The sequence below is a fragment of the Affinirhizobium lemnae genome (assembly GCF_022968395.1).
In the GTDB taxonomy this organism is placed as follows: Bacteria; Pseudomonadota; Alphaproteobacteria; order Rhizobiales; family Rhizobiaceae; genus Neorhizobium; species Neorhizobium lemnae.
This window is the reverse complement of record NZ_JALJQZ010000024.1, coordinates 26,907-48,268: the sequence shown is the minus strand read 5'-3', so window position 1 is coordinate 48,268 and position 21,362 is coordinate 26,907. Positions and strand designations below refer to the sequence as shown.

Here is a 21,362-nt window from a genome sequence, read left to right as displayed (position 1 = left end):
TCGATTGTTATTTGCGACGGAAGGTTACGACGAGTACGTCGCGCAGACCGGGCTCGTTTTCATTGAGGGCCGAAATGGGGGACACCCCGTGCGCAACATGGAGATCGTTGACAAGGGCCGCATCGAAGGGGGCCGTAAGCGTGAACTGTGCCAGATGATGTCCATCGCGATCAACGATTGTCGTCTCGCCGCCCTCAATGTTGTGGCGGTTGATGAGAACCATCGCGACAAAGTCGACGCCGTCGCGGTGGATGCCTTCAGGCGTAGGCTTGCCAGCAGTCTTTTTCGCCTCGATACGAAACTGATGCATCTCGATATGCCAGGAATGTTCTGGCTCCAAGGCGCCGAATGTCTGGGAGGAGACCTGCAAGATGGACTGCATCACCGGATTGGCGATGGTCTCAGGAAGAACCGGCTCGAAATGACGCTCGATACCACCATTCAGATGGTTGTAGTCCGTTGTCTGATAATGGGGCTGATGTTTTTCAACCACGACAGCTCCTCCTCGCGGCGAGGCCGACAAGGTTGCATGACGGCGTAGCCTGTACTTGCCGCCATCTGCCATGTAGGTGTCAGGCTTGAGATCGTTCCAGGAGGCTTGAAAGTCGGCTATGTCCTGTTGCGCGAACTTGCCCGAGTTGATGAGTGTCAGGAAATCGCTACTATCGATAAAAATAAAATTGTGCTCAGCGAGTTCCCGTACAATTCCGCTTTTGCTAAAATCGTTATAATTTTGATTTTTTAGTACTGAAGTATTCGACTGCATGTATTTAATGTCTCCATTTCCTTCGGCAAGGCCGACAAAAATCTTCAAACATATCAATGATCGCGTGAAAAACGATAAATCCTCTAATAACTGCGTGAGGAAAACTCACTTATGATGAGCAGAAACAGTGACTTGAAAAGTAGACCTGCGCGTACGCCTCCGCTGGGAGCATTGAAGGCCTTTACGGTGGCGGCGCGGCACGAAAGCTTTGCGCTTGCAGCAGAAGAGTTGCATGTGACCCATGGGGCCATCAGCAAGCAGATCGGAAATCTTGAGGAGATCCTGGGCGAAGCTCTATTTGTCAGACGCAACCGCCGCGTGTTTTTAACGGATCGCGGGCGCGAACTGGCAATGAAGCTATCAGCCGTCTTCCAGGATCTGGATAATGCCGTAGCTGACTTTCGAGGCAATCAGGAGCCTCAGCCTCTGATTGTCTCCTGCGAACCGACGCTGTGTCTAAAATTTCTGATCCCAAATCTGGCGGATCTGAAAAGTTCAACGGGATTGGAAGTCAAGGTGCTGGCTGCAGGCGGACGGATTGACTTCCGTCGCGACCATATTGACCTGGCGGTACGGCGTAACGACTTCCCAATCGATCCGCAATTGCATGTGAAGGAACTGGCACCGGAATTTATGGGCATGGTTTGCGCACCATCGGTGGCAAAAATTCTTGAACAGCATGCAGATTCTGTACCGGCCTTGCATACGCGCTCGCGACCCGAAGCATGGCAGAATTGGCGTCTGTCGCAGCCTAAGTCCCCTCGTTTTGCATCAAACGTGATCTATGAACACTTCTACATGGCAATAGAAGGCGCCATGGCGGGTCAGGGGGTGGGTCTTGCGTCAATACACATGGTTGCGTCCGACCTCGCCTCTGGTCGGCTGCAGGCTCTTGGTCCATTCAAGCCAGATGGAACACAATATCTAGCACTGTCCGCCTCGCCGTATAAGACGGATACACGGCACCTGATATTCATCGACTGGTTGGCGCGACGCATGCAGGCGCATATTGAAAAACTGCAAGATGTCTGCCACTCCACAGAATAGCATGATCCGGCACAACACAAACTTAAATAGCGTTTCGCGTGAGCACCACAGCGCTATTTCTGAGTGAGGCTAAAGCTCACTCACTGCCAGACCACGATGCGGGCCTTGTTGGGAACGCGCTCGTACAGGTCAATGATGTCCTGGTTCATCAGGCGAACGCAGCCGGACGACACGGCCTTGCCGATGGAGTTCCATTCCGGATTTCCGTGCAGTCGGTAGAGCGTATCCTGGCCGTTCTTGAAAATGTAGAGTGCGCGCGCACCGAGCGGGTTCATGAGACCCGGCTCCATACCCCCCGTGCCCGGACCGTATTTGGCGAGCTCCGGCTGACGTGCGACCATCTCGGAAGGCGGCGTCCATTTCGGCCATTTCTGGCGCCATTGAATGACGCCTTCACCCTGCCAGGCGAAGCCTTCGCGGCCAATGCCGACGCCGTAGCGCATGGCGGTCTGGCCGCCGGGTTCGACCAGATAGAGGAAACGCTGCTGCGTATCCACCACCACTGTGCCTGCCGGTTCGCCGGTTTCGTTCGGCACTCGCTGACGGTAGAAGCGTGGCGGGATCTTCCAGTAGGGAACTGCAGGAATGACGAAGCCGCCATCGACGATTTCGCCATAGGTTGCATCCAGTTCCGGCGAACGGCCGGGTGGAAGCGCTGGAGCGAATGCAGGGGAAACGGCCGCAATGGGCGTGAAACGCTGGGGGCCGGAGGACGCGCAACCCGCAAGCGTGGATGCTGTGCCGACGGCGAGTAAGCTAAGGAGGCGGCGACGGCTCAAAAGATCAGTGGTCATGTGGACAGATATACTTCTTCACTAGAACGGCGACTGGAACACCGGACGGTACTCCAAAGCGCCAACCAACGGATGATCGCGACAATGGTTCCCCGATTGTGGCCAGAAGAAGTATAGCCCGCCTAGATTCGAGAGATAGTGTTGCATCCAGCACCTTAACGTGAGCCGGGTGTGATCTTAGAAACACAATTTACGTAGCTGTCATTCTATATGACAACAATAGGGCTGGACGCCGGAACGCGATCGTAGAGATCAATCACATCCTGATTGAACATGCGCACGCAACCAGATGATGTCGCCTTGCCGATCGACTGCCAGTCTGGCGTGCCATGGACACGGTAGAGGGTATCCTTGCCATCCTTGAAGATATAGAGGGCACGCGCGCCGAGCGGATTGTTCAACCCCGGCAGAGCCCCGCCTTCTGCGGCGGCGAACTGGCGCAGTTCCGGCTGGCGCTCAACCATATCCTGCGGCGGTGTCCAGCGCGGCCATTTCGCCTTCCACTGAATGACGCCCCTGCCCGTCCAGGCAAATCCATCGCGACCGAGACCGACACCGTAGCGGATCGCCTTACCGCCGGGCTGAACCAGATAGAGGAAGCGCTGCTTCGTATCGACCACGATTGTGCCGGGGGCCTCCATCGTCTGGTAATCGACTTCCTGGCGCAGATAGCGCTGATCGACGCGACTATAAGGAATGGCCGGCAGCGTATGCCCGTCATCGCGGATGCCGGCGTAATAGGTGCGATGCACCGGGTTGGAAACCGGCATGCCATAGGTCTGCTGAAACTGCGTCTGGTAAAGCTGGCGCTTCTGCGGGATTGCCTGCTGCTTCTGCGTCGGCTGCGGCTGCGGTTCAGGCGGCGAAGACGGATTGTAGAATACCGGTGCCGTTTCCTGCACGAAGACATCTGGATTCATGCGGCTTGTATCCGTCACCAGAATGCAGCCCGAAAGCATGGTGGAGGTTGCCATCAATGCGGCGAGCGTGGACAGGCGTTTGGATGGACGAAGATGATGCGGCATGAGATCGCTTCCGGCAGATGACGTCGGGCGCGATCATGCCAGCCCCAACTTTCGCGAGGCTGGCGTATGCAATCAGTTCTTGAACGCATGGCGGTGCCGCGAAACGGCGTCACACTTTTGCGGCCTGCTTCAGGCTCCATATTCCTTGAAGAAGCGGATGCTTTCGACCACGGCACCGGGGACGACGCCGTTATGATTGCCCGGTAGCAGCCGATGATCGACGCGCATGCCCGCTGTGCGCCCACGCTCGATCATTAGTTGATGATTGCGATCGAAGGGCCGCTCTTCCGTTCCGCGCAAAAGAAGCGTCGGGCACTTGAGGCTATGCCCGAAGCAGACAGAGGAGCGCATGATGAATTCCTGCGGGTTATGCGGATCGAACCGGATCTCTTCGTCAAAACGGCCAAAATAGCGCCATGCGTCGACACCGGCTGACATGGGGACCGATGCCTTGAACATGGGAACAGCCATGCTGGCCAGAAGGGCCAGCGTGCCGCCATTGCTGTGACCGGCAAGATAGAGCCGATTCTTATCGACCCCCGGCAGGCTTTCCAGATGGCGTGCTGCGGCAAGCGCATCAGACGTCTCGTCATAGAAACCCGAATAATCCCCCGGCTGGCCGTTCTCGCCGCGGAAAGAGGGAAGCATGACCACAAAGCCCGCATCCGCATAGGGCTTCATCAATTGCCAATGTCCATCGCCGGTCGCATTACCCCCGTGCAGGAACAGAATGCCGGGCCTCAACTGATCCGAAGGCTCGTACTCGTTGACCCAGGCGATCAGTTGCAGGCTTCCATCCGGTCCGCCCGCATAGGTGATGCGCTGCGCACCCGGCGGCTTGCCAAGCGGAGAGGATGTTTCCGGCGAAGGGCCTTTGACCAGAAGCCGCGTGCGGAAATGCCTGCGAGCCTCGGCATAGTCCATCTGCTCCAGCGGGGGAACTTCGGGAATCGGAAATTCCGGCTTGCGCTCTGCTGCTGCGCCTTGAGCGGCGGGCGCAACTAGGCCCCCCGACGAAACTTGACCAGTTGGCGCTGACAGAGCCTGTGCTCGAGCGAGATAAGGTGCAGCGAGGCTCAAACCTACACCCGAAAGCAAAACACGGCGATTGAGGAGCATGGGCAGACCCGAGACATGACGCTATGGCTTAAATGCTAGCGCAGCAAAGACGAAACTCAAGATGCCCGCGTTCACAACTCGCTGAAGTGAAACGGGATTGTGCTTTGGGAATCAATCGATGCTTTCATTCCCCACCACCCTTGGCATCCACCAGGGCAGTTAGCGTCACAAGCCGGTCTGCATCGCGCGGCAGCTTGTCCATCCGCAAACGGGAGATGCGGGGAAACCGCATGGCAACGCCCGACTTGTGCCGCGTGGAGCGGTTGATGCCTTCGAACGCCACTTCCAGCACGAAGCCGAAACCGGGTTCGGCCCTGACGGACCGGACCGGCCCGAAACGCTCCACCGTGTTATCGCGCACGAACTTGTCCAGCACTTCCAGTTCCGCATCGGTGAAGCCGAAGTAAGCTTTGCCGACCGGCACCAGTTGCTCAGCCCCGCCTTCCCCTTCCGCCCAGACGCCGAAGGTGAAATCCGAGTAATAGCTGGAGCGCTTGCCGTGGCCGCGCTGCGCATACATCATGACGGCATCAATGTTGAACGGGTCGCGCTTCCACTTGAACCAAGGCCCCTTCAGACGTCCGGCCTGATAGACACTGTCGCGCCGCTTGATCATGACACCTTCGATGACGGGATCGGGGGGAGCGAGCCGTAGCTGATCGAGTTGCGACCAGCTCTGGAAATCGATCAGCGGGGAAATGTCGAAGCGGTCATGCGGCGCTTTTTCGATGACCTCTGCCAGCTCCTCGCGCCGCTGAAGATAGTTGCGTGCGCGGATATCCTCATCGCGGTCGAACAACAGGTCGTAGGCGCGAACGAAAGCCGGATAGTCTTCCAGCATTTTGGTGTTGACGGTTTTTCGGTTCAACCGCTGCTGAAGATCAGAAAAGGTGCGAGTGGCGCTGTTGGAGCGGGCAGTGCCTCCAACCAGCAGCTCGCCATCGACGACGCCCTCGAAATTGATCGCCTCGATCACATCCGGAAAGGCGCCAGAAATATCGTCGCCGGAGCGAGAATAGAGCTTCTTCGTTCCCCCGAAGCTCGACATCTGGACACGAATGCCATCCCATTTCCACTCGGCGGCGTAATCATCCGGGTTGAGCTTGTCGAGATCGCCCTCTTCCACGGGATTGGCCAGCATGACGGAGTGAAAGATGGCAGGCGTTGCCAGCACCGGCTTCTGTGCTTTGCCCTCCAACCAGGCAAACAGCGGCTCGTAGGGCGGCTCAAGTCCGTGCCAGAGCGTTTCGATTTCGGTGACGTCTTTTTTCAGGCCATCTGGACCGCTCATCTCGGCCAGCGCCTGCTTGGCAAGACGCGCCGAAACACCGATGCGCAGAGAACCGGTGGCGAGCTTGAGGAAAGCGAAACGGCTGGAGTGATCGAGCTGATCCAGCAGATCGCGCACGGCGGCGCGAACTTCCGTGCGGCCCAGCGAATTCATGCGATGCACCACGTCGCCAAGACGCGGCTGCTCCGCCTCGCCGACATGCTCCTTCTCACCGCCATCCCAGATCAGCGATATGGTTTCGGCGAGGTCACCGACATAATCATAGGAATATTGAAAGAGCACGGGATCGAGCTTTTCGAGCGCCAGTTCCTTCAGCAGTGCAGGCTTGATGGCCTTCAGATCCAGCGTTCCGGCCAGTGCCGCCAGCCCATAGCCACGGTCCGGATCCGGGGTCGAGCGGAAATAATCGGTGAGCAAAGTCAGCTTGCCATTGCGCGATGGGGTGAGAACGAGGCGGTCGAGCAGTGTTGCGAAGGGTTTCATGGGAGTAACGCTCCGACAAGAAAGTCCCCCTCTGCCCTGCCGGGCATCTCCCCCACAAGGGGGGAGAAACCCCGCGGCAAGCGCTCGCTTCGACTAAACCGCGACAGTGCGACTGGGTTAAGCCCTCCCCCTTGTGGGGAGGGTGGGGAGGGGTTTTCCTTCACCATGGTCAACACCACGTTCAATCCCCCTCGTCTTCGTAGCCAACCAGATGCAGAGGCTTGGCAGGCAGGCCCTGAAGCTCGCACCAGCGCACCAGCGCCTCTTCCCGGCCATGCGTGACCCACACTTCCTGCGGGGAAATTTCCCGAATTGTCTCAAGCAGCTCCGGCCAGTCGCAGTGATCGGAAATGACCAGCGGCAGTTCCACACCCCCCTGCTTGGCGCGCTGGCGCACCATCATCCAGCCGGAGGCAAACGAAATCAGGGGCTCATTAAAACGTCGCGCCCAGCGATCCTGAAACGCCGAAGGCGGGCCGACGACGATGGCGCCATGAAAGGCAGAAGGATCTTTCTTCTCGATGGTTGCCGGGCGCAGTTCCCCAAGCTCGATGCCCTGGCTCACATAGTAGTCGCAAAGCTTTGCCAAAGCGCCATGGATGAAGATGGTTTTGTCATAGCCGCAATCGCGGATGAGGCGGATGACACGCTGTGCCTTGCCAAGCGAATAGGCGCCTACCAGATGCGTACGCTCCGGAAACTGGCGAATGGAGGCCAGCAGTTTGCGCGTTTCCGCCTTGGGATCGGGGTGATGAAAAACCGGCAGGCCGAAGGTGGCTTCCGTAATGAAGACATCGCAGGGCACCGGCTGGAAGGGCGCGCAGGTCGGATCGACCCCGCGCTTGTAATCGCCGGATACCACGATGCGCAGGCCATCCCGTTCAATGGCGATCTGAGCCGATCCCAGCACGTGACCTGCGGGATGAAAATGGACCGATACGCCATCGACATCGATCACCTCGCCCCACTCGGCCGCCTGTTCGCTGCGGGTGAAATCCTCGCCATAGCGCAACGCCATGATATCCAGCGTCTGGCGTGTCGCCAGCACCTTGCCGTGGCCTGCGCGCGCGTGATCGGAATGACCATGCGTGATGAGCGCCCGCTCAACAGGGCGCACGGGATCGACGTGGAACTTACCGAGCGGGCAAAAGAGCCCGGCGGGCGTGGGATGCAGCAGCGCCTCTGGTTTCATGCCCTTGAAGATAGGCAGAAATCCTACCTTTGAAAGGGATCATTTTATTCTGTCTGCCACCGGCAGGCGAATGGGCTTCAACATCAGCGCCGCAATCAGGCCGACCAAAGCAAAACCCGCTGCCGTGAGGAACATCGGCTCGAAGGCACTGGCATAGGCGTTGGCGATGGCCTGACGCGTGGCGTCCGGCAACTTCGCCATCTGGTCTGGTGAAATGGCCGCCGCATTCTCGACGCCAGGAATACTGACGCCATGCATGTGCGAGGCGATGATCGCGCCATAGACGGAGATCGCGATTGCCGCGCCACCCATGCGGGTCAAGGTCACGGCTCCGGTTGCCGATCCCACATCGGCGCGTGGCGTCGCGTTCTGGACGCCGATGATCGGCCCCTGCTGACCAAGCCCGACAGACAGGCCCTGCAGCAACATGATGATACCAACAAAGACCAGCGAGCTTCCCGCATGCAATTGCGAGAACAGCAGCAGCGTAATGACATTCAGCACGAGGCCCGCCACCACGAAAGGCTTGTAGCGCCCCGTGATCGAGATGAGGCGACCGGCCGTGAGCGAGCCGATGACGATACCGCCCGTGACCGCGATGAAGAACAGTCCCGCCTGCGTGGGCGACAGCGCCGTCGTGGTTTGCAAAAACAGCGCGAAATAGTTGACCATGCCGATGGCCACCCCACCGGTCATCAATGAGACAATCAGGAACAGCGAGAAGGTCGAATCCTTGAACAGGCGAAGCGGAACAATGGGTTCCGGGACGCGCCGCTCCACCATAACCCAGGTAACGGCTGCGACCACGCCGAGCGCGAGTACAGCAAGACTGCCCAGTGAGAAAATAGAGCCAAACAGCGAGACCCCATCGGTCAATAGCACGACGCAAGTGCTGGCCACTGCCAGCAGGATTGCACCGAGATAATCGATCTTCGGCTGGCGGCTCGGACGCCGGTTCGGCAGCAGGAAGATGAGGCCCGCGAGAACCACGATGCCGATGGGCAAATTGATGAGGAAGATGGAGCGCCAGCCGAAAAGATCGCTCATGGTGCCGCCGATCAGTGGCCCGAGACTGCCCGAGGCCATGATGACGAGGCTGGAATAACTCTGGTAACGCGCCCTCTCCCGCGGCTCGAACAGATCGGCATTGATGGCGAAGATGGAGACCATGATGCCACCGCCGCCCAGCCCCTGGAACACACGCGCTGCGATGAGGGAATTCATCGACCAGGCGAGACCGCAGAGCAGAGACCCGATGGTGAACAGGGTGACAGCGCCGATCATCACATATTTGCGGCCGAACAGGTCGCCCAGCTTGCCATAGACTGGCATGACGGCGCTGGTGGCCAGCAGAAATGCAGACCCCACCCAGCCGAACCTTTCCAGCCCGCCAAACTCGCCCACGATCGTCGGCAGGGCAGTCGACACGATCTGGTTGTCGAGCGTTGCCATGAACATGGCAGTGAGCAGAAAGAGGAAGATGACAAGCCGACGGGCGTGACTGGTCACCAGAGGGCTGGCCATCGGTTCGGCCGGGCGGGAGGGCATATCCATGAGCTGATCCTGAATTTTGGCAATTCATGTGCTGAACGCACATAATTGTCAACGTCAAACGCATGTTCTATGCATATGCTTGAATGAAACATGCATTTGGTATACGGCTTCGCGATGACGAAGGATCAGCTCAGACTTCGAAACGCGGAACAGGCCTACCCCGATGTGCAGCGCATCGGCGATACGATGACGCGCATGCGGGTGATGATGGGTCGCCGTGTCATCAGCCGTCTGGCCATTGCGCGGGCAGCACCGGGACTTGAACTTTCGCAACTGGATATTCTCGATGTCGTGCGGCGCCTGCGCGCTGACCAGCAGCCGGTGACCGTCGGCGCGATTGCCGATGCAATGCGGCTGGATGCCTCGCGCGGTAGTCGGCTGGTGGCGGAACTGGTTGCGCGCGGCATCTTGCGCCGTGACGCCTGCCAGGAAGACGGGCGGCGCTCGCTCATCCAGATCACAGATGCGGGCGAAGCCCTTCTCTCAGAACTGCGCAATGTCAAACAGGACATGATCGAACAGGTTCTGGAGGACTGGAGCCCGGAAGAACGTCACGTCTTCGGTGCCCTTTTCGAACGTTTCATCGACCGCTTCGACCAGATCTCGCAGCTTTCCGATCAGGATTGAATTTCGCAATCATCCTCATCGCCTTTGTTTATCCAACACAAAATTATCTATAAAATTGAACCCTGCACCGTAAACATCTGGAATCACATCCACAGAAGGTTGCGGCAACGAGATTTTTGTGACTGTATGCGTCACTCTGTTTCAAAATTATAGATAAAAAGGTGACGTGATGGATTGTGGCATGGTCAGGAACGGCAAGGAGACATCAAAGGTAGCTTCCCTTGACACCCAGGTGGACTGGACGGTGGATGAAATCCTGGCTGTGCACCAACTGCCCCTGCTGGAACTGCTCGGTCGCGCCAATGCCGTTCACCGCGAGCATCACGACCCCAACAAGGTGCAAAAGGCGAGCCTGCTTTCAATCAAGACCGGTGGCTGCCCAGAAAACTGTGCCTATTGTCCGCAGTCGGCCCATCATCGCGAGGTGGACCTGACCAAGGACCGGCTGATGGACCCGGCCACGGTGATCGGCCTTGCAGCCAAGGCGAAGGCGGCGGGTGCCGAACGCTTCTGCATGGGGGCTGCCTGGCGCGAGGTTCGCGACGGCAAGGAGTTCGACGCCGTGGTGCAGATGGTGGAAGGCGTGCGCGATCTCGGAATGGAGGCCTGCGTCACGCTTGGCATGCTGAAGCCCCACCATGCGGCAAGGCTGGCCGCAGCAGGACTGACAGCCTATAACCACAATCTCGATACAAGCCCGGAATTCTACGGCGAGATCATCACCACCCGCACTTATGAAGACCGGCTGGAGACGCTGGCAACCGTTCGCTCCTACGGCATAGATCTCTGCTGCGGCGGTATAATCGGCATGGGAGAGAGCCTGCGCGACCGTGCCTCCATGTTGCATGTTCTCTCAACGATGAACCCGCATCCCGAAAGCGTTCCGATCAATGCGCTGGTGCCGGTCGAAGGCACGCCGCTCGGGCATCGCACGCCTATCGATCCGCTTGAACTGGTGCGCATGGTGGCAACGGCACGAATCGTGATGCCGACGTCCACGGTCCGCCTGTCCGCCGGACGCTCCAGCCTGAACCGGGAAGCGCAGATCCTTTGCCTGGTTGCCGGAGCAAATTCCGTCTTTTACGGCGACAAGCTGCTGACCACGCCCAACGCGGAACTTGGCGAGGATGCAGCACTCTTCGGTGCCATCGGCGCACAAGTTCACGATACTGCTTTGACCTAAACCAGGATGGCGGAGAGCGGCCACGGGAAGCCGCTCACTCGGCCGGACAGGCTTCTGCCAGAAGCGAGCGCCCGGAGACGATACGGGTCATTGGGGCGACCTCCAGCTTATCGCGCCCTCCGGCCTTGGCCTCGTACATGGCCGCATCGGCACGCGCAAGAAGCTCCTCGGGGGTTGTTCCATCCTTTGGAAAGAAGGCTACACCCATGCTGGACGTCGCATGGATGCTGTGACCCTCCAGTTCTATGGGAGCCGCCATGAGCCTGCGGATATCATCCAGCCGCCGCAGGACATGCGCCTCATCCTGCATGGGATTGCTGAAGACGATCGCGAATTCATCGCCGCCCAGCCTGACTGCGAGATCCGTGGAGCGGATCGACTCGATCAGCCTGTGCGAAATCACCTTCAGGACCTCGTCTCCCACCGCATGGCCGAGTCCGTCATTGATCTGTTTGAAATTGTCGAGATCGATATAAGCGACGGTGATCTTGCGATTTTCGCGTGCGGCCTGTGCAAGCGCCCGGCTGAATTGCGGCCAGAACATAGCCCGGTTCGGCAGGCCGGTGAGCGGATCGTGGTGCGCCATGAAACGGATCTTCTGTTCGGTGCGCGCACGTTCTATGGCGATACCCGCGAGATCCGAGGCGAGGCTCGTCATCCTGATCTCAGCATCGCTCGGTTCGCGAACGGTTTGCGAATAGAGGGCAAACGTGCCGAGCACCGCTCCGTCCGCGCCCAGAAGCGGTGTCGACCAGCAGGAGTGCAAATCGAAGGCGCCCGCCAGTTCCTTGAAGTCGCTCCACAGAGGATCGGACTGGATATCGCGGACGATGACGGCCTCCCGACGCCAGGCAGCCGTTCCGCAGGAGCCAACGCGTGGCCCGATCTGGATGCCATCGACGATCCGGGTATAGGCATCCGGAAGGCTTGGCGCAGCACCGTGCCGCAAGGTGGCAGTCTCCTCCTCGAACAGAAGAATGGACGCGTAGATGCCCGACAAAGGCTGCTGCACCATCAGGCAGATGCGTTCCAGAATGTCACGAAGTGGCTTGCCTCGGGCAATCATCTCCAGCGTCTGCGCATAGGACTGACGAATTTCGTCATGCTGCTTGCGTTCCGTAATGTCGCGGGACATAACCATCAGACCAACGACCTGACCTTCATCGTTACGAAGCGGCGTGCGGGTGGTGAGCAACCAGATCTTTCGACCATCCGGTTCGGCAATAACCTCCTCGCGTTCGTCCACCGTGCCGCGCGCCATCAATTCCTGCTCCAGCAGGAAGCGTGCTTCGACCTCATCGCAATAGATGTTCTCGGCGGTCAAGGTCAGCGGCGCGCAGGTGCGTATACGCGCCATGGCCGCCGAATTGGCAAATATCAATCGGCCCAGCCGGTCGGTCATATGCACTTCTTCTGAAAACTGATCCAGCAGCGAGCGGGCATCGAACGTCTGGAAAACGGTCGACTGTCCATCCTCCGGTGAAAACAGTGTCGAGATCCGGATAAGACGTTGTTTCAGTTCCTGCAGGGGATCATCCAGCGACGGTGAAGAACCGCCACCAGCCAAAGTATCTGTCATAAGCAATCTCTTCCCGCGCACATTCGACATATCCGGGCTCCACCACTTTCCCGCTGCTGGCAGACATAACTCCCGAACTATGCACGCGTAGGTGCAACAGTGTGAATAATGGGGTAGAATCCCTTACCCTTGCTTAACTTGCACAGCGCAAAACGACGAGATTTCCATTTGTGCCGGATCGGGGTGAAACCGGTGCGTCAATCCGATACAGTGACGGATGCCGATCAATGAGCGCATCATGATGAACTTTATTAAGTCTTTGTCACGCCGAGACTTTTTCCTGTTGGGTGCGGCCGCTGGCACGGTTATGATTCGCCCCTCTTCTTCCCTCGCTGCATCACGCCCGGAGACGAAACCTGAGCTTCGCGGCACGATTGATCCCGGCCGCTTTGGTGTAGTAGCGGACGCTTCTCGCTCAAGCGCTGTTTACCTCAGCGATCTTCTGCGCAAGGCGGCAGCGCGCGATATGCCGGTATTCCTGCCGCCTGGCACCTATCCTCTCTCGCAGCTGGATCTTCCGGAGAATACGCGACTGACCGGCATTGCCGGTTCCAGCCGCATCGTCTTCACCGGCGGCAGTCATTTTCTGCGCGCGCGCGGGCTGAAACGCCTCAGCCTTTCCAGCCTTGTCATCGATGGCGCCAACCTGCCGCTTGGCGCCGAGGCGAAGGCTCTGTTTTCCGCGCAATCGGTCAACGACCTAGTGATCGAGGATTGCGAATTTTCAGGCTCCCGTCTCAGCGGTATTTATATGGAGGGATGCCGCGCCACGCTTCGCCGCAGCCGCATTGGCAATGTGGCGGAATACGGTGTTCTGGCCGTCGATGGCACCAACAGTGCCATGACCGACAATGAGGTTACGAACTGCGGCAATGGCGGCATCCTGGTTCACCGAACGGTCAAAGGGTCCGACCGCACCTTGGTGACCGGCAACAGGATCTTGCAAACAAGGGCCGACTATGGCGGCACCGGCCCCTTTGGCAATGCGATCAACCTCTACCGCGCCGATGATGTGCTCGTCAGCGGCAACCACATTGCAGACAGCGCATTCACGGCCATTCGCGCCAATGCAGCTTCCAATGTGCAGATCACCAACAACCAATGTCTCAACTCCGGCGAAACCGCGATCTATTCCGAGTTCGGCTTCGAAGGAGCGCTCGTCAGCGGCAATCTGGTGGATGGCGGCGCGAACGGCATTTCCGTCGTGAACTTCGATTCCGGCGGCAGGCTGGGTGTCATCTCCAGCAATATCGTGCGCAATATCCGGGATACCGGCCCTTACGTGCATGACAGCGTCGGCTTCGGCTATGGTATTGCGGCGGAGGCAGACGCCGTGATTTCGGCCAATGTGGTGGAGCGCGTGGCACGCTTCGGGCTTCTGGCGGGCTGGGGCGCCTATCTGCGCAATGTGCTGGTCACCGGCAACATCATCCGCGAGGCGCAAACGGGCATGGCCGTTTCCGTGGTGGAAGAGGCCGGACAAGCGAGCATAGCCAACAATCTGTTCGAGAAGACGCCCAAGGGCGCCATCATCGGGTATCGCTGGCACGATGCAGCAACAGGCGATCTCGTTGCCGGCAGCAGCGCATACAAGCACCTGACGATCATGAACAATCGGAGTGGTTGATCTAAAAATATCATGGCCAGTTCACGGGGATTGAGCTTTTCTCCAACCTCGGCCCTCCCTACTCTGCGACCACCACGATCAGTGGGCACGATCAGAAGGGATTGCAAGACATGATCAAACTATACGGCTCCTACCGTTCGCGCGCCACGCGCCCGCTCTGGCTTCTGACAGAACTCGGGATCCCGTTCGAGCATATTCCGGTGGTGCAGGCCAAGAGACTGGAAAACCCGCTTGGCTCCGATGCGCCGATCAATACCCAGTCTGAAGCCTTTCTCTCTGTAAACCCGATGGGCACCATCCCGTCCATGGAAGACGGAGATGTCAAAGTCCATGAATCGCTCGCCATCACGCTTTATCTCGCCAAGAAATACGGCGGTGATCTTGGCCCTCGCGATGTCGCTGAAGATGCGGCGATGATGCAATGGTCGCTGTTCGTTGCCACGGAAATTGAGACGACGGCCCTGAAGATTTCCTATGCTTCGCTCGGTAAGCAGACGGACGAGACAAAGGCGACGATGGAAGCTGCCGCTGCGGCACTTACCCGCTCCTTCGACGTGCTGGAAAAGCACCTGAAAGCCAGGACTTGGATGGTGGGCGAGCGCTTCACCGCGGCCGATATCAACGTGGCTGAAATCGTGCGCTATGCTCAACCCTACGCACCTCTGTTCGAGACCCGCCCTGCCCTCAAAGGCTGGCTGGAGTGGGCGCAGGCCCGCCCCGCCTTCAAGGCGATATGGGAGAAGCGGCTGGCGGAGCCTGCATCCGGGCCAGTCTGAACTGTTCGCGGCCTGATGGTCTTGGAACAATCCCTGCCCGCTTGCGCTCCTTCAGGCGGGCAATCAGGCTTGCCGCTTCCGCGGGCGGTTTTGTTTCGACCCGGCGATAGACCTTGCAGTCCAGCGAGCGGGTCATCATACCCCAGTCGATCATCTCGCGGCGCATCAGCACGTGATCCCCAAAGCCATTCAACGCTTTCAGGACTACATTGACCTCCGGCTCGGTCAGATCCCGTCTGGATGGCATCGCCGCCCAGCACCACCACAGTGCCAGCCGTTGTTGCGAGGTCTTTTTCGGCCAGCGCAAAAGCACGCCGCTCGCATCGAAACAGCGCAGGATCTGCTCGATCTTGCGGTGATCGACGGGTTCCGGCTCTAACGTCTCGCGCGCATCAAGACGGGTTTCGGCAACACGGCACGATGCTTCTTCCTCGCATCGGATTGCCCGAAAACCGGTGTCCACTTTTCGGTCCGATGCTTTCAAGTGCTGGAAATTCCGGAAGCCTGCGCTGCGAGCCAGAATGTTGAGAAGCTCCAGATGGCTGACCGGCTTATGATCAGGTCCGGTCTCACGCGCCAGAAGCTCCTTGCGGATGGATTTGGCGAAGGCGGAGACATCCGTCACCACCATGCCCGATACAGGTTTCGACATCGTCATTATCCTCGATATCGTGCCGTGGAATGCTGTCGGTGGTCACCGTCTTCCGACCCGGCACGAAGGACAACCTGTCGTGTAAACGGGAGTGATGGCAGGTTTAGCTCCCGTCAAAAACGGGCGGTGACGCCTGGGTGAACTGCGGACCCTGTGACACAAGGGATACGCATAGTTGCCGCAGACGTCAACCGGCTGACTCTGGGTAATGTGTCCAATGTCAACCCGCCGCCTCTGCCGCAAGTGCTTCCCGCACAGCATCCCGGGCCTGCATACGCTCGAAATGCGCCTTGACTCTGGGGAACTCGGATATCTCTACGGCATCGTCCTTCAGCCAGCTGGACATGGTGAAAAGATAGGGATCGGCAATCGTGAACCGGTCACCCATCACGAAATCCCCGGTCAGATCCTGCTCGATCAGGCGGAAGCTGTCCCGCATGGTTTCGGGCACCTTACGGCGCATATCCTCCAGCGAGGTGGGCTCGGTTGCCCAGCGGGAGCCGCGCGGTCCATGGGCATGGGCCACGTGAACGGTAGACGCGATGAAGCTGTTGAAGGCCTGAAGCCGTGCCAGCTCGAACGGATTGTCGAGCGGCGCGAGTTTCTTGTCCGGCGCGATCTGCGCGATATAAAACAGGATGGCCGGGGTTTCCGTAATGGTGCCCTCCGGAGTGACGAGCGCCGGGACCCGACCTTTCGGATTAACCTTCAGATAGTCCGGTGAACGCTGCTGGCCTTCTGCGAATTTCAGCCGTTTCAGCTCAAAGGGAAGTCCCGCCTCTCGAAGCGTAATATGTGAGGCGAGCGAGCAGGCACCCGGAGAGAAAAACAATTGATACACTTGGCGAATCCTCCACTTTCGGCTTGGCAGTTTTTCGATGTTTGTACAGTTGCGCAAGATGGGAAGTTGGGCTTTCCCGTTCGCGAAGGGTGATCCGGTTCAGCACAGTCTGCGTTATTTCTGCATGTGTGCACGTAACAGGAGAACGACCTTGAAAACGCTGCTTCCCGTGCTGTGGGCCAAACCTCTTTTTGCCGCGATTGTTTCCGCTTGTCTCGTCATGCCGCATGTCGCGCAGGCTTCAGAGCAGGCCTATTCCGCGCAGGACATCCAGTCGATGATCATCGGCAAGCGGATCTATCTGGCAACGCCGATGGGCGGCGAGTTCCCGCTGAACTATCGCAAGAACGGCGTCGTGGATGGATCCGGCGAAGCGCTGGGGCTCGGCCGTTTCGTCAAGCCGGAAGACACCGGCAAATGGTGGATCAAGGGCGACCGCCTCTGCCAGCAGTTCCAGACCTGGTACAAGGGCGCGCCCATGTGCTTCGAGCTTTACAAGACAGGCTCAAAGACGCTGCGCTGGGTGCGCGATAATGGTCAGGTGGGCACCGCCCGGATCGGTGACGGGATCTGACCCTCAAAGAGTCAGGCGAACATGGCGTCGGTCGCCCGGATTTCGCCGACGGTGATGCCGTTCCAGTTTTTCATGGTGCGGTTGGCGAGCGCCATCAGCGCCTCGCGCTCCTGGCTGCCGGCTTCGAAATAGCGCGCGACGAGAGCGAAGATCATGCTTTCCGCCGCGCGCGTCGTGCCATCCTCGCACTTCACAGCTATGGCCACGCCGTGGTCCGGCAGCGCCGCGACGAACACGCCTTCCGCGCCCGTCTTGGCGAAAATCTTGCCGGGTGCAATCTGCATCAGCTTCGTGCAGGCGCGACCCGTACCCGCCACGTAGAAGGGTTCCGCCATGCAGGCCTCCATCAGGCGGCGCGAGGCGTCGGCCCGGGTCCTGGAGATACCCGTTCCCGTCAGCATCTTCGCAAAACCGTGGGCGAGACCTTTCAAGGGTGCGGCATAGGTGGGAATGGAACAGCCATCGACGCCGCAATTATCGGTTCCGAGTGCCGCCCCCGTCAGATCCTCCATCACGGCGCGGATTTCAGCCTGAAGCGGGTGATCGTAACCGATATAGCCTGCATGGTCCCATCCGGACTGAACGCAGGTGCAGATGAAGCCCGAATGCTTGCCGGAGCAATTGTTATGCAAGGCATTGGGCGCCTCCAGCGTGCGGGCCTGATGGATGATCGTTTTCTGGTCGGACGACCAATGCGCACCGCATTCGAGCGCGCTGACATCGCGTCCGGCTTTCGCCAGCATTCCCGCTGCCGTCGAGACATGCTCGTCTTCGCCGGAATGGGAGGAACAGGAGAGCGCCAGTTCCTTTGCAGCTAGGCCAAAGGCATCCGCAGCGCCGCTTTCGATCAGCGGAATGGCCTGCATGGCCTTGCAGGCGGACCGGGGAAACACGGCGGCCTCGATATCGCCTGCCTGAAACAGCACCTTGCCCGCGCCATCCACAACCACGGCCATGCCGCGATGACGGCTTTCGACCAGAGAACCACGGGTTACTTCAACGGTCACGGGATTTTGCATGGGCCTGCCTCGAAGATGATGCTTTGCTGATCTTCATAGCGAGAGAACAGGACGACAACCAGCCAGATTTTGACGAGCACCCGTATTCTTCATGACGACCTTTATCTTCCTCAAGCGACTGTTTCTGGCGATCTTCGCCATATACCTTCTGCCTACCTTTGCCTCTGCCGGATGGTGGGCGCTGCAGGACCGCCCTGCCCGCTGGAGCGAGGCCAACTGGGGTTCTGCGGGCATTCTGCCGGAAGCTTCCCAAAGCGACGAGGCAGCGGTCTACGTATTTTCCGCCAAGACCGGTGGACTGAAAGGCGCCGTTGCCAGCCATGCGTGGATCGTGACGAAGGAACAAGGCGCAAGGATTTATACCCGCTATGACAAGGTGGGCTGGGGTTCACCCATCCGGCGTAATCACCGCCCAGCGGACGCCTTCTGGTATTCCAACCCACCGGAACTGGTGACGAAGATAACGGGCGAAGATGCGCAGGCGCTCATTCCCAAGGTGGAAGCGGCCATTGCCGCCTACCCCTATGCCGAGCCCGGTGGATACACCATCTGGCCGGGGCCGAACTCCAACACCTTCGTCGCACATGTGTTGCGCAGCGTGCCGGAACTGGGCGCAGTCCTGCCACCGCATGCGGTGGGCCGCGATTATCTGCCGGATGGCGCGTTCGTGCATCTGGATCAGGATGGGAAGGATCTGCACCTGACGATCCGCGGATTGATCGGCCTGTCTGCCGGCGTACGCAGCGGCTTCGAGGTGCATTTTCTGGGGCTGGTGGCTGGCATCGACGTGATGCGGCCGGGCATCAAGATCCCCGCCTTCGGCCGGATCGGGGTGTGACACCCGCCGCTTCTTCGCTATAATGTTGGCTCGGAGAGCGCGGAGCGCAGTTCTCGGCGCAGCTAAAGATCCCCTCCCCGACCCTCCCCACAAGGGGGAGGGAGCAGGTTGAGCAAGCCGCTACCATGATCACCTGGAACGGGAACACAGGCGGTCGCCAAGAATGCGAGGGAACTCCCTCCCCCTTGTGGGGAGGGTTGGGGAGGGGTCTGTCTAAGGCCGGAACCTCTCGCGTCGTATCTTATAAAGGATCACAGAATCATCTGCCGCATTACCGACAGTTCATTCGACATCCTTGTGATTGAAATCGGCCATCGCCGGGAAGTCTACAGAAAATAAAAAGGGTCGCACAACTGGCGACCCTTCCATGAGTATTGGTCCGAAAGGAACCCGGTTCAGCACCACCGAAGCGGCTGGAACCTGCAGGAGGTGTGGATCAGGCCGAGGGCTGCCCCGTCGTCACCAAAACCTTTCCCATGTCCATTTCGCTAACCGCAATCTCACTAGACATCGGATCACCTCCTTTCGTTTCGTTGAACATGACAAGAAGGTAGGCTCGACCTTTCGTTATTTCAAGGCACGAAATGTATCTTGCCGACGCTGATTTTGAACGGGCGGAGGGTGATCCAGTCACTCCTCATTTAAAGCCGCCTCATGCATCAGTTCCGTTGAAAGTATCAGATATTTTTTTCATCCAGAGATTGTAATTCGTCCTTGTTGCGGAAGCAGGTTCAGGATTATGGAGGGTTTACAGATCGCATAGATGCGGAGATTATTGATGCGTATTTCCTTTATTTCTGGTATTATTTTTCTTTCGACATCCCTTCCCCTTAGTATCTTGGGAAATATTGCCAGCGCTGCAGAACAGGCAAAAACGGACATCGGTTTCTGCCTCAAGGACGAAGGCTCAATCGACCTGACCGTCTTGACCAAGAATGAAGTGGGCGTCGTTGTTACCAATGTCGGCGCCTCCGCCACCAACCCGAAGGGACAGATCGCCATTTCGGCCAACAACTATTTTGGAAAGCCTGGAACAAGCCCCTTCTTCAAATCAGGCATGGGCCTGCACCGGCTTGCGGGGGGAAGCTGCTACAATATTGCCATCATGACCAAACCAAGCCAGCCGGATGGCAGCGCTGCATGGTCATGCGTGGGCGGAAATCTGAATGTGACAGGTAAAGTTCTGCTCTTCAGCGCCGGAGTAGTTTCGGGACAAGTCATAGGCGTGGTGCATGCCAGCGAAAATGCACCGGTTATCAACTGCCCGCCGACTGGCAATTGAGTTCTTGCGTTTCAGCCTCCCTGCCAATGGGAGGCTGAAACACCTTGGTGAGTATTCGGATAGCCGCCCGAGTTACTCCAGCGTCAGGACGATCTTGCCGATATGGCTGCTGCTTTCCATCAGGCGATGCGCTTCGACCACCTGATCGAAGGGCAGGACGGAGTGAATGACCGGCGCGACCGATCCGGCTTCCAGCAGAGGCCAGACCTGAGCCACCAGTTCGTCGCGGATTGCGCGCTTTTCCTCAGCCGTACGCGGGCGCATGGTGGAACCGGTCACCGTGAGGCGTTTGACCATGATGGGCCGCAGGTCCACCTTTTCCGCGATATTGCCGCCCAGAAACGCGATGATGGACAGGCAGCCATCCTTGGCAAGGCAGTTCAGGTTCTTCTCGAAATAGGCAGCACCGATCATGTCGAGCACGACATCGACGCCCTTGCCCCCGGTCACCTCCTTGATGACGGCGGCGAAATCCTCCGACTTGTAATTGATGCCGCGGGTGGCGCCGAGCTTTTCGCAGGCTTCGCACTTCTCTGCAGACCCCGCCGTCGTGTAGACGGTGGCGCCAAACGCCTTGGCAAGCTGGATCGCGGTCGTGCCGATACCTGACGTGCCGCCATGGATGAGCACGCTTTCGCCCTCGGTCAGGCCCGCCATCTGGAAGAGGTTGGCCCAGACAGTGAAAAAGGTTTCCGGAACCGCTGCCGCCTTGACCGCATCATATCCCTTGGGGAAAGGCAGTGCCTGACCGACCGGGAGAATGCAGAATTCCGCATAGCCGCCGCCATTGGCAAGGCCACAGACCTGATCACCGACGGCGAAATCCGTGACCCCTGCCCCCACTGCGGCAACCGTTCCGGCCACTTCCAGGCCGAGGATCGGGCTTGCATCCTTCGGCGGCGGATAGATGCCCTGACGCTGCGCGACATCGGGACGGTTCACGCCTGCCGCCTGCACCTTCACCAGAATTTCGCCCGCTCCCGGTTGCGGCACCGGACCGTTGGTGAAGCTCATGACGTCGGGGGCACCGAAGGATGTCAGATCGACGTGACGCATGGTGGTTGCCAAAGACATTAAATAAATTCTCCCATTA

Annotated in this window: 20 protein-coding genes and 1 pseudogene; 9 read left to right on the top strand and 12 right to left on the bottom strand. The window is 58.8% G+C overall.

Annotated elements, in window-relative coordinates; translation table 11 throughout:
* Positions 1 to 7: 7 nt before the first annotated feature.
* Positions 8 to 766 carry a 2OG-Fe dioxygenase family protein gene (locus tag MUU53_RS15100; protein ID WP_247261632.1) on the bottom strand — a complete coding sequence of 253 codons (759 nt, stop codon included), beginning with the start codon at positions 764 to 766 and terminating at the stop codon, positions 8 to 10.
* Between the two features lie 111 nt (positions 767 to 877).
* Here MUU53_RS15100 and MUU53_RS15095 point away from each other — a divergent pair, with 111 nt between their 5' ends.
* Positions 878 to 1,813, top strand: coding sequence for a LysR family transcriptional regulator (locus tag MUU53_RS15095; protein ID WP_247261631.1), 936 nt, complete (start codon positions 878 to 880; stop codon positions 1,811 to 1,813).
* Positions 1,814 to 1,893: 80 nt separating this feature from the next.
* Here MUU53_RS15095 and MUU53_RS15090 read toward each other — a convergent pair whose 3' ends face one another.
* From MUU53_RS15090 to MUU53_RS15065, 6 genes are all read right to left on the bottom strand, one after another.
* Positions 1,894 to 2,607: a L,D-transpeptidase gene (locus MUU53_RS15090; RefSeq protein WP_247261630.1), complete on the bottom strand. Its 714-nt coding sequence runs from the start codon at positions 2,605 to 2,607 to the stop codon at positions 1,894 to 1,896.
* Between the two features lie 206 nt (positions 2,608 to 2,813).
* Positions 2,814 to 3,632: a L,D-transpeptidase gene (locus tag MUU53_RS15085; RefSeq protein ID WP_247261629.1), complete on the bottom strand. Its 819-nt coding sequence runs from the start codon at positions 3,630 to 3,632 to the stop codon at positions 2,814 to 2,816.
* A gap of 129 nt (positions 3,633 to 3,761) precedes the next feature.
* A complete protein-coding gene (locus tag MUU53_RS15080; RefSeq protein WP_247261628.1) occupies positions 3,762 to 4,751 on the bottom strand; it encodes an alpha/beta hydrolase family protein in 990 nt (329 codons plus the stop codon).
* A gap of 124 nt (positions 4,752 to 4,875) precedes the next feature.
* On the bottom strand, positions 4,876 to 6,525 hold the full coding sequence (locus tag MUU53_RS15075) for a cisplatin damage response ATP-dependent DNA ligase (protein WP_247261627.1): 1,650 nt from the start codon (positions 6,523 to 6,525) through the stop codon (positions 4,876 to 4,878).
* Positions 6,526 to 6,706: 181 nt separating this feature from the next.
* Positions 6,707 to 7,717, bottom strand: a complete 1,011-nt coding sequence (locus MUU53_RS15070) for a ligase-associated DNA damage response exonuclease (RefSeq protein WP_247261626.1) — start codon at positions 7,715 to 7,717, stop codon at positions 6,707 to 6,709.
* A 39-nt stretch (positions 7,718 to 7,756) separates the two neighbouring features.
* The gene (locus tag MUU53_RS15065) at positions 7,757 to 9,271 is read right to left on the bottom strand and encodes an MDR family MFS transporter (protein ID WP_247261625.1); all 1,515 of its coding nucleotides are present in this window, start codon (positions 9,269 to 9,271) and stop codon (positions 7,757 to 7,759) included.
* A 114-nt stretch (positions 9,272 to 9,385) separates the two neighbouring features.
* Between MUU53_RS15065 and MUU53_RS15060 the strand changes: the two genes are divergently transcribed.
* A complete protein-coding gene (locus MUU53_RS15060; RefSeq protein ID WP_247261650.1) occupies positions 9,386 to 9,898 on the top strand; it encodes a MarR family winged helix-turn-helix transcriptional regulator in 513 nt (170 codons plus the stop codon).
* A gap of 181 nt (positions 9,899 to 10,079) precedes the next feature.
* The gene (bioB, locus tag MUU53_RS15055) at positions 10,080 to 11,081 is read left to right on the top strand and encodes a biotin synthase BioB (RefSeq protein ID WP_247261624.1); all 1,002 of its coding nucleotides are present in this window, start codon (positions 10,080 to 10,082) and stop codon (positions 11,079 to 11,081) included.
* Between the two features lie 34 nt (positions 11,082 to 11,115).
* Here the strand turns inward: bioB and MUU53_RS15050 are convergent, their stop codons facing one another.
* Complete coding sequence (locus MUU53_RS15050) at positions 11,116 to 12,660, bottom strand: diguanylate cyclase domain-containing protein (protein WP_247261623.1); 1,545 nt, start codon at positions 12,658 to 12,660, stop codon at positions 11,116 to 11,118.
* A 238-nt stretch (positions 12,661 to 12,898) separates the two neighbouring features.
* Here MUU53_RS15050 and MUU53_RS15045 point away from each other — a divergent pair, with 238 nt between their 5' ends.
* Positions 12,899 to 14,287, top strand: a complete 1,389-nt coding sequence (locus MUU53_RS15045; protein ID WP_247261622.1) for a TIGR03808 family TAT-translocated repetitive protein — start codon at positions 12,899 to 12,901, stop codon at positions 14,285 to 14,287.
* A 110-nt stretch (positions 14,288 to 14,397) separates the two neighbouring features.
* Positions 14,398 to 15,063, top strand: coding sequence for a glutathione S-transferase family protein (locus MUU53_RS15040; protein ID WP_247261621.1), 666 nt, complete (start codon positions 14,398 to 14,400; stop codon positions 15,061 to 15,063).
* Here MUU53_RS15040 and MUU53_RS15035 read toward each other — a convergent pair.
* Together MUU53_RS15035 and MUU53_RS15030 are read right to left on the bottom strand one after the other, a co-directional pair.
* On the bottom strand, positions 15,011 to 15,715 hold the full coding sequence (locus tag MUU53_RS15035) for a DUF2087 domain-containing protein (RefSeq protein WP_247261620.1): 705 nt from the start codon (positions 15,713 to 15,715) through the stop codon (positions 15,011 to 15,013). The genes MUU53_RS15040 and MUU53_RS15035 overlap by 53 nt on opposite strands.
* Before the next feature lie 220 nt (positions 15,716 to 15,935).
* A complete protein-coding gene (locus tag MUU53_RS15030; protein WP_247261619.1) occupies positions 15,936 to 16,556 on the bottom strand; it encodes a glutathione S-transferase family protein in 621 nt (206 codons plus the stop codon).
* A 220-nt stretch (positions 16,557 to 16,776) separates the two neighbouring features.
* Between MUU53_RS15030 and MUU53_RS15025 the strand changes: the two genes are divergently transcribed.
* Positions 16,777 to 17,130, top strand: a complete 354-nt coding sequence (locus MUU53_RS15025) for a hypothetical protein (RefSeq protein ID WP_247261649.1) — start codon at positions 16,777 to 16,779, stop codon at positions 17,128 to 17,130.
* Positions 17,131 to 17,141: 11 nt separating this feature from the next.
* Here MUU53_RS15025 and MUU53_RS15020 read toward each other — a convergent pair whose 3' ends face one another.
* On the bottom strand, positions 17,142 to 18,149 hold the full coding sequence (locus tag MUU53_RS15020; RefSeq protein ID WP_247261618.1) for an asparaginase: 1,008 nt from the start codon (positions 18,147 to 18,149) through the stop codon (positions 17,142 to 17,144).
* A gap of 91 nt (positions 18,150 to 18,240) precedes the next feature.
* On the opposite strand from MUU53_RS15020, the gene MUU53_RS15015 reads away from it, so the two are divergent.
* The 3 genes and pseudogenes from MUU53_RS15015 (at position 18,241) to MUU53_RS15005 (ending at position 20,269) form a co-directional block, all read left to right on the top strand.
* Positions 18,241 to 18,987, top strand: a complete 747-nt coding sequence (locus MUU53_RS15015; protein ID WP_247261617.1) for a DUF3750 domain-containing protein — start codon at positions 18,241 to 18,243, stop codon at positions 18,985 to 18,987.
* A 192-nt stretch (positions 18,988 to 19,179) separates the two neighbouring features.
* A pseudogene (locus MUU53_RS15010) lies at positions 19,180 to 19,326 on the top strand (type II toxin-antitoxin system RelE family toxin); the annotation flags it as partial.
* A gap of 439 nt (positions 19,327 to 19,765) precedes the next feature.
* Positions 19,766 to 20,269, top strand: a complete 504-nt coding sequence (locus MUU53_RS15005) for a hypothetical protein (RefSeq protein ID WP_247261616.1) — start codon at positions 19,766 to 19,768, stop codon at positions 20,267 to 20,269.
* Between the two features lie 72 nt (positions 20,270 to 20,341).
* Here MUU53_RS15005 and MUU53_RS15000 read toward each other — a convergent pair whose 3' ends face one another.
* Positions 20,342 to 21,343 carry an NAD(P)H-quinone oxidoreductase gene (locus MUU53_RS15000; protein WP_247261615.1) on the bottom strand — a complete coding sequence of 334 codons (1,002 nt, stop codon included), beginning with the start codon at positions 21,341 to 21,343 and terminating at the stop codon, positions 20,342 to 20,344.
* Positions 21,344 to 21,362 lie beyond the last annotated feature (19 nt).

What these genes read in the sequence shown, in the direction of transcription:
- MUU53_RS15100 (WP_247261632.1), bottom strand. Translation starts at nt 766, where the DNA reads ATGCAGTCGAATACTTCAGTACTAAAAAATCAAAATTATAACGATTTT.
- MUU53_RS15095 (WP_247261631.1), top strand. Translation starts at nt 878, where the DNA reads ATGATGAGCAGAAACAGTGACTTGAAAAGTAGACCTGCGCGTACGCCT.
- MUU53_RS15090 (WP_247261630.1), bottom strand. Translation starts at nt 2,607, where the DNA reads ATGACCACTGATCTTTTGAGCCGTCGCCGCCTCCTTAGCTTACTCGCC.
- MUU53_RS15085 (WP_247261629.1), bottom strand. Translation starts at nt 3,632, where the DNA reads ATGCCGCATCATCTTCGTCCATCCAAACGCCTGTCCACGCTCGCCGCA.
- MUU53_RS15080 (WP_247261628.1), bottom strand. Translation starts at nt 4,751, where the DNA reads ATGCTCCTCAATCGCCGTGTTTTGCTTTCGGGTGTAGGTTTGAGCCTC.
- MUU53_RS15075 (WP_247261627.1), bottom strand. Translation starts at nt 6,525, where the DNA reads ATGAAACCCTTCGCAACACTGCTCGACCGCCTCGTTCTCACCCCATCG.
- MUU53_RS15070 (WP_247261626.1), bottom strand. Translation starts at nt 7,717, where the DNA reads ATGAAACCAGAGGCGCTGCTGCATCCCACGCCCGCCGGGCTCTTTTGC.
- MUU53_RS15065 (WP_247261625.1), bottom strand. Translation starts at nt 9,271, where the DNA reads ATGGATATGCCCTCCCGCCCGGCCGAACCGATGGCCAGCCCTCTGGTG.
- MUU53_RS15060 (WP_247261650.1), top strand. Translation starts at nt 9,386, where the DNA reads ATGACGAAGGATCAGCTCAGACTTCGAAACGCGGAACAGGCCTACCCC.
- bioB (WP_247261624.1), top strand. Translation starts at nt 10,080, where the DNA reads ATGGTCAGGAACGGCAAGGAGACATCAAAGGTAGCTTCCCTTGACACC.
- MUU53_RS15050 (WP_247261623.1), bottom strand. Translation starts at nt 12,660, where the DNA reads ATGACAGATACTTTGGCTGGTGGCGGTTCTTCACCGTCGCTGGATGAT.
- MUU53_RS15045 (WP_247261622.1), top strand. Translation starts at nt 12,899, where the DNA reads ATGATGAACTTTATTAAGTCTTTGTCACGCCGAGACTTTTTCCTGTTG.
- MUU53_RS15040 (WP_247261621.1), top strand. Translation starts at nt 14,398, where the DNA reads ATGATCAAACTATACGGCTCCTACCGTTCGCGCGCCACGCGCCCGCTC.
- MUU53_RS15035 (WP_247261620.1), bottom strand. Translation starts at nt 15,715, where the DNA reads ATGTCGAAACCTGTATCGGGCATGGTGGTGACGGATGTCTCCGCCTTC.
- MUU53_RS15025 (WP_247261649.1), top strand. Translation starts at nt 16,777, where the DNA reads ATGCCGCATGTCGCGCAGGCTTCAGAGCAGGCCTATTCCGCGCAGGAC.
- MUU53_RS15020 (WP_247261618.1), bottom strand. Translation starts at nt 18,149, where the DNA reads ATGCAAAATCCCGTGACCGTTGAAGTAACCCGTGGTTCTCTGGTCGAA.
- MUU53_RS15015 (WP_247261617.1), top strand. Translation starts at nt 18,241, where the DNA reads ATGACGACCTTTATCTTCCTCAAGCGACTGTTTCTGGCGATCTTCGCC.
- MUU53_RS15005 (WP_247261616.1), top strand. Translation starts at nt 19,766, where the DNA reads ATGCGTATTTCCTTTATTTCTGGTATTATTTTTCTTTCGACATCCCTT.
- MUU53_RS15000 (WP_247261615.1), bottom strand. Translation starts at nt 21,343, where the DNA reads ATGTCTTTGGCAACCACCATGCGTCACGTCGATCTGACATCCTTCGGT.